Raw genomic sequence first — 6,536 nt, 5'->3', positions numbered from 1 at the left:
CGCGCTTGTGCTCAGACAGTTTCGTCTATTTGTGACAAATTATTTTTTTAGCAGCTTTTTTAGTAATTTTCTTCATTATTTCCGTCTTCTCAACAATTGCTCAGTTTTTTGATAATGGTTTTTCTCAAACCAGTACACGCCTATTTATAGACAAATAAGCATATATATTTATTAAAAATAATAAAGCCACAAACTAACTGTATATATATTCTTTAAACTTCACAAAAACAGCAGCATAAAAAAACAAATGAATATCAAAAACTTAAAACAAAAGTAGCGATCAAAAAACCCTCAGACTAAATGCATTTACTCAGTCCGACAAAATAAAAACAATCAGCACAAACTGGATAAAGATTTGGAAAAAATGGATAGAGGCAAATGCTTAATCACGGTTCAATCGAATAAAAGCTGATTGCTTATGAATGGAGGTTTAAGCATATGGACTCGCCTAGTTTAAAACAATGGAATGATTTCATTAAGGGGTGTATCGATTTTCGCCCAAATGACAAAGTCTTTCGTATCGCACGTGAGATGTTTACCCAACCAGAACTTTTTGAATTAGAAATGGAACTTATTTTTGAAAAGGCATGGATTTATGCATGTCATGAAAGTGAGATTCCAAACAATCATGATTTTGTTACGGTACAAATAGGGCGTCAGCCTATCATTGTTAGCCGCGACGGCAAAGGTGAACTGCATGCGATGGTCAATGCTTGCGAACACCGCGGTGCTACATTAACTCGAGTCACAAAAGGGAATCAATCGACGTTTACTTGTCCGTTCCACGCATGGTGTTATAAATCTGATGGTCGCTTAGTTAAAGTTAAGGCGCCAAGTGAATATTGCGAAGATTTTGATAAAGCTAGTCGTGGGCTCAAACAAGGACGTATTACAAGTTATCGAGGTTTTGTCTTTGTTAGTCTAGATACTCAAGCGACAGATCGTTTAGAAGATTTCTTGGGCGATGCAAAACTATTCATAGATTTGATGGTCAACCAGTCCCCAACTGGTGAGTTAGAGGTTTTGCAAGGCAAATCTTCATATACCTTTGCAGGAAACTGGAAACTACAGAATGAAAATGGTTTAGATGGCTACCACGTCAGTACCGTTCATTATAACTACGTGTCTACAGTACAACATCGTCAGCAAGTCAATGCTGCTAAAGGTGATGAGCTAGATACACTAGATTATAGCAAATTAGGTGCAGGCGATTCTGAAACCGATGATGGCTGGTTTAGCTTTAAGAACGGTCACAGTGTTTTATTCAGTGATATGCCGAACCCAACTGTTCGACCAGGCTACAGCACGGTTATGCCATACATGGTTGAAAAGTATGGTGAAAAATATGCTGAATGGGCAATGCATCGCTTAAGAAATCTAAACTTGTACCCTAGCCTTTTTTTCATGGATCAAATCAGTTCACAACTTCGTATTATCCGTCCTGTGGCTTGGAATAAAACAGAAGTCATCAGTCAGTGTATTGGGGTTAAGGGAGAATCTGAAGAAGCCCGTCGTAATCGCATTCGTCAATTCGAAGATTTCTTTAATGTCTCTGGTTTAGGTACACCTGATGATTTGGTGGAGTTCCGTGAGCAACAAAAGGGATTTCAAGCTCGTCTTGAGCGTTGGAGCGATATCTCTCGTGGCTGTCAGGCTTGGGAATATGGCACAACTAAAAATGCACAGGATTTAGGAATTCAACCTGTCATTACTGGACGCGAGTTTACCCACGAAGGCTTATACGTCAATCAGCATGGGCATTGGCAACAAATGATGTTGCATGGCTTAAATAAAAAAGCCTTAAAAATGCACGATATTACTTTTGAAAATAATACTGTCATGGACGAGGTGTAATCATGTCACAAGAATTACATTTTGCTGTATCTCAGTTTTTATATAAAAAAGCCGAACTGTGTGATGCGTATGATTGGGATGCTTATCTTGAACTTTATGATGAAGATAGCGAATACCATATCCCGCAATGGATTGATGACCATAATTATGTTCAAGACCCAAATCAGGGCTTATCTTATATCTACTATGCGGATCGTTCTGGTTTGGAAGATCGTGTATTCCGTATTCGTACAGGTAAAGCTGCTTCAGCAACCCCTTTACCACGTACCTTGCACAGCATTAACAATGTGCAGGTGAATGTACTGAATGATGGGCTAATTGAAGCTCATGTGGCGTGGCATACCTTATATAACCGCCAAGGATTAGAAGGATGTTTCTATGGTCGTAGCACTTACCTCCTTAGACAAACTGAAAGTAGTTTCCGTATTCGCCGTCAACACAGCATTTTACTGAATGACAAAATTGATTCCGTTTTAGATTTCTATCACGTTTAAGGGGGACTAAAAATGGGACATTCAGTTGCACTTAATTTTGCCGATGGTAAAACCTTTTTTATTTCCGTAAACAATGATGAATTGCTGCTCGATGCTGCCATTCGTCAAGGAATTAATCTTCCTCTTGATTGCCGTGAAGGTGTCTGTGCGACTTGCCAAGGACAATGTGAAACAGGCATTTATGAACAAGACTATGTCGATGAGGACGCTTTAAGTGAACGTGACCTTGCCGAACGTAAAATGCTGGCTTGTCAGACACGCGTGAAATCAAATGCAGCATTTTTCTTTGATCATGATTCAACGATTTGTAATGCAGGCGAAACATTAAAAATTGAAACCAAAGTCACAAATGTTGAGCTTGTTTCAGAGACAACCGCTATCTTGCATCTCGATGCGAGTCGCTATAAAGAGAAACTACAATTTCTGCCTGGTCAATATGCACGTCTACAAATTCCTGAAACCGAGGACTGGCGTTCTTATTCATTTGCGAATAGACCCAATGAAACCAATCAATTGCAGTTTCTGATTCGTCTGCTGCCAGACGGTGTAATGAGCAATTACTTACGTGATCGCTGTCAGGTAGGTCAAAGTCTGTTTATTGAAGCACCACTAGGTAGTTTTTATCTACGTGAAGTTGAACGTCCTTTAGTTTTTGTGGCTGGTGGCACAGGTTTATCTGCTTTCTTAGGCATGCTGGATAATCTCGCAGAACAGCCAAATGCCCCATCCGTTCAATTGTATTACGGGGTAACCAGTGAAAATGATTTATGCGAACAATCTCGTCTTCACGCCTACGCAGAGAAACTTACGAACTTTAGCTATCACCCCATTGTGACTAAAGCTTCAGAAAATTGGCAAGGTAAAGCCGGTTATATCCATGAACACTTAAATAAAGATCAATTGGCAGAGCAAGCGTTTGATATGTATTTGTGCGGCCCACCGCCAATGATTGAAGCTGTTAAAACATGGTTAGACCAACAAACACTTCAAAATTATCGTATTTACAGTGAGAAATTTTTACAGAGCAATACCTCTCGTAATTGAACTTAAGCATCTCCTGAGAATTGGATGAGAGCAATGTATAAATCCGTCGAAACCATATTAGTTGATATTCCAACAATACGCCCACACAAGCTGTCTGTGACCACCATGCAAACCCAAACTTTGGTGTTAGTGAAAATCACGACAGTGGACGGCCTGATTGGTTGGGGTGAAGCAACCACCATCGGTGGACTGAATTATGGTGAAGAAAGCCCTGAAAGTGTCAAAGCAAATATCGATACTTATTTTGCCCCGCTCTTATTGTCGATCAAATCTTCAGTAAATGTGGCTCAAACACTCAAATTGATTCGTAAAAGTATCAATGGCAATCGCTTTGCAAAATGCGCTATTCAAACTGCGCTCTTGGATATTCAAGCGAAACAACTCAATTTGCCATTGAGCGAAGTATTGGGTGGTCGTCTACGAGATCGTCTCCCTGTGCTTTGGACTTTGGCTTCGGGTGATACTGAAAAAGACATCGCTGAAGCTCAAAAAATGATTGAGCTCAAACGCCACAATATTTTCAAGTTAAAAATCGGTTCCAATCCTGTGCAACACGATGTCGATCATGTGATTGCCATTAAAAAAGCATTAGGGACTGAAATCAGTATTCGTGTTGATGTAAATCGTGCTTGGTCAGAATTGGAATGTATTCAAGGCATTCAACAGTTGCAGGATGGTGGCATTGATTTGATCGAACAGCCTTGTGCGATTGAACAAACTCAAGTGTTGGCTCGCCTAACGCAGCGTTTTGATGTGGCCATCATGGCAGATGAAGCTTTGACAGGTCCTGACAGTGCTTATCGTTTAGCGAAACAGCATGCGGCAGATGTTTTTGCTGTGAAAGTTGAGCAATCAGGTGGTCTGATCGAGGCTTGTGAAGTGGCCAAAATCGCTAAGTTAGCGGGAATTGATCTGTATGGCGGCACCATGTTGGAAGGTCCGATCGGCAGCATCGCTTCAGCGCATGCCTTTAGTACTTTTGACAGTCTTGCCTTTGGTACAGAGTTGTTTGGTCCACTCTTACTTACTCAAGACATTTTAAAAACACCATTGCGTTATGAAAATTTTGAATTGGTGGTGCCAAATTCTGCAGGTCTAGGCATCGATATTGACGAAGACAAAATCGAGCAGTTGCGTCGTAAAGCTTAAAGGAGAAAATGCATGTTATTTCAAGTTCGTATGGATGTGCATCTTCCTATAGAGATGCCTGCTGAACAAGCCAATCAAATTAAAGCGGTTGAGAAAGCTTATTCACAAGATTTACAGCGTCAAGGTAAGTGGCGTCACATTTGGCGGATTACGGGACAGTATTCAAACATCAGTATTTTTGATGTGGACAGCAACGAAGAGCTTCACAACATTTTACAAGGCTTGCCGTTATATCCCTACATGGCGATTGAAGTGATGGCTTTGAACCGTCATCCCTCTTCAATCCGTGAGGATGATCGTTAATTCACAAAACAACCAATAACGACTCTGATGAGTAATAAGATTCGCAGAGTCTCATAGAAATAAGGACAGTGGCACGGCTTAACGCGGGTATTTTTTGAATAGCCCGTTTGCCTACCACAAACGCGATATGCATAGTTAAGGAGAAATCATATGAATCGTCAGGATATTGATGCATTAGTGAAAAAAATGAATGTTGATACTGCGACAGGCGAAGTAGATCAACGTGTTCAAAGTATCGTAGTGCGTTTACTCGGTGATTTATTCCAAGCCATTGAAGATTTAGATATTCAACCATCAGAAGTATGGAAAGGTCTGGAATATTTTACCGATGCAGGTCAAGCCAATGAATTGGGATTACTCGCTGCAGGTTTGGGTTTAGAACATTATTTAGATTTACGTGCTGATGAAGCCGATGCTAAAGCAGGCGTAATGGGCGGTACACCGCGGACCATTGAAGGTCCACTGTATGTGGCAGGTGCACCTGAATCTGTAGGCTTTGCACGTATGGATGATGGTTCAGAGACAGACAAAATTGATACCTTGATTATCGAAGGTACGGTAACTGATACCGATGGCAATATCATTGAAGGTGCCAAAGTTGAAATGTGGCATGCGAATAGTTTAGGAAATTATTCATTCTTTGATAAGTCTCAGTCGGATTTCAATTTGCGCCGTACCATACTTTCTGATGCTGAAGGCAAATATGTTGCATTGACCACTATGCCTGTCGGATACGGTTGTCCGCCTGAAGGAACAACACAGTTTGTATTGAACAAGTTAGGTCGTCATGGCAACCGCCCGTCTCATGTACATTATTTCGTTTCTGCACCCGATTTTCGAAAACTCACCACTCAATTCAACATTGAAGGTGATCAATATCTTTGGGATGACTTTGCATTTGCAACACGTGATGGTTTAGTTGCAACCGCTGTAGATGTGACAGATGAAGCTGAGATTCAGCGTCGTGGTTTAGAGAAACCATTCAAGCACATTACCTTCAATATTGAGTTAGTGAAAGATGTGGCTTCAGTTCCTTCAAATGAAGTTGAACGTCGTCGCGCTTGTGCTTAAAACCCTATTACACGCTAGAACCGAGTTCTATCTTGGTTCTAGCGGCTCATCTCACCAATATATGCACTCATTTCTATCCTTAACTATTTAATCCCCCCGCCTACATATTTTATAGATAGCTGAGGATAGAAACTTTGTCATGTTTCTAATCAAAAGGATTATTGTATGATCAATAAATCACACGCTTCTTTAGCAGAAGCTCTATCCCAAATAAAAGACGGTTCAACCATCATGATTGGTGGTTTTGGCACCGCAGGACAACCCGCTGAACTGATCGATGGACTCATTGAACTCGGGGTCAAAGATCTGGTGATCGTCAATAATAATGCAGGCAATGGCGATTATGGTCTTGCCAAACTTCTAAAAACGGGTGCGGTCCGTAAAATCATTTGTTCTTTCCCACGCCAGTCTGATTCATGGGTATTCGATGAACTCTACCATGCAGGAAAAATCGAATTAGAACTTGTCCCACAAGGCAATCTCGCTTGCCGTATCCAAGCCGCGGGTATGGGTTTAGGTGCGGTATTTACGCCTACAGGCTTCGGAACATTATTGGCAGAAGGTAAAGAAACCCGTCATATCGATGGTAAAGACTATGTCCTTGAATCTCCCATCAAAGCT

The 6,536-nt window shown here is 41.0% G+C and carries 7 protein-coding genes; all 7 read left to right on the top strand.

From position 1 onward, the window contains the following. The first annotated feature begins 438 nt into the window (after nt 1-438). The gene (gene antA, locus EXE30_RS15605) at nt 439-1,854 is read left to right on the top strand and encodes an anthranilate 1,2-dioxygenase large subunit (protein ID WP_130163198.1); all 1,416 of its coding nucleotides are present in this window, start codon (nt 439-441) and stop codon (nt 1,852-1,854) included. Nucleotides 1,855-1,856: 2 nt separating this feature from the next. Beyond that, entirely contained in the window at nt 1,857-2,348 is a 492-nt protein-coding gene (antB, locus tag EXE30_RS15600) for an anthranilate 1,2-dioxygenase small subunit (protein WP_130163197.1), read from the top strand. A 12-nt stretch (nt 2,349-2,360) separates the two neighbouring features. Next, nucleotides 2,361-3,392, top strand: coding sequence for an anthranilate 1,2-dioxygenase electron transfer component AntC (antC, locus tag EXE30_RS15595; RefSeq protein ID WP_130163196.1), 1,032 nt, complete (start codon nt 2,361-2,363; stop codon nt 3,390-3,392). Nucleotides 3,393-3,425: 33 nt separating this feature from the next. Beyond that, on the top strand, nt 3,426-4,541 hold the full coding sequence (locus tag EXE30_RS15590; RefSeq protein WP_130163195.1) for a muconate/chloromuconate family cycloisomerase: 1,116 nt from the start codon (nt 3,426-3,428) through the stop codon (nt 4,539-4,541). Nucleotides 4,542-4,553: 12 nt separating this feature from the next. Further along, entirely contained in the window at nt 4,554-4,844 is a 291-nt protein-coding gene (gene catC, locus EXE30_RS15585) for a muconolactone Delta-isomerase (protein WP_130163194.1), read from the top strand. Nucleotides 4,845-4,994: 150 nt separating this feature from the next. Continuing rightward, a complete protein-coding gene (catA, locus tag EXE30_RS15580; RefSeq protein WP_130163193.1) occupies nt 4,995-5,915 on the top strand; it encodes a catechol 1,2-dioxygenase in 921 nt (306 codons plus the stop codon). A gap of 165 nt (nt 5,916-6,080) precedes the next feature. Further along, nucleotides 6,081-6,536, top strand: a 456-nt coding sequence (locus EXE30_RS15575) for a 3-oxoacid CoA-transferase subunit A (RefSeq protein WP_130163192.1), incomplete at its 3' end; no start/stop codon positions are given.

This window comes from Acinetobacter halotolerans (assembly GCF_004208515.1).
Classification (GTDB): Bacteria; Pseudomonadota; Gammaproteobacteria; order Pseudomonadales; family Moraxellaceae; genus Acinetobacter; species Acinetobacter halotolerans.
This window is presented reverse-complemented; position numbering and strand designations above follow the sequence as displayed.

Excerpts from the sequence above, each read along its gene's own strand:
- antA (WP_130163198.1), top strand. The coding sequence starts at position 439 with ATGGACTCGCCTAGTTTAAAACAATGGAATGATTTCATTAAGGGGTGT.
- antB (WP_130163197.1), top strand. The coding sequence starts at position 1,857 with ATGTCACAAGAATTACATTTTGCTGTATCTCAGTTTTTATATAAAAAA.
- antC (WP_130163196.1), top strand. The coding sequence starts at position 2,361 with ATGGGACATTCAGTTGCACTTAATTTTGCCGATGGTAAAACCTTTTTT.
- EXE30_RS15590 (WP_130163195.1), top strand. The coding sequence starts at position 3,426 with ATGTATAAATCCGTCGAAACCATATTAGTTGATATTCCAACAATACGC.
- catC (WP_130163194.1), top strand. The coding sequence starts at position 4,554 with ATGTTATTTCAAGTTCGTATGGATGTGCATCTTCCTATAGAGATGCCT.
- catA (WP_130163193.1), top strand. The coding sequence starts at position 4,995 with ATGAATCGTCAGGATATTGATGCATTAGTGAAAAAAATGAATGTTGAT.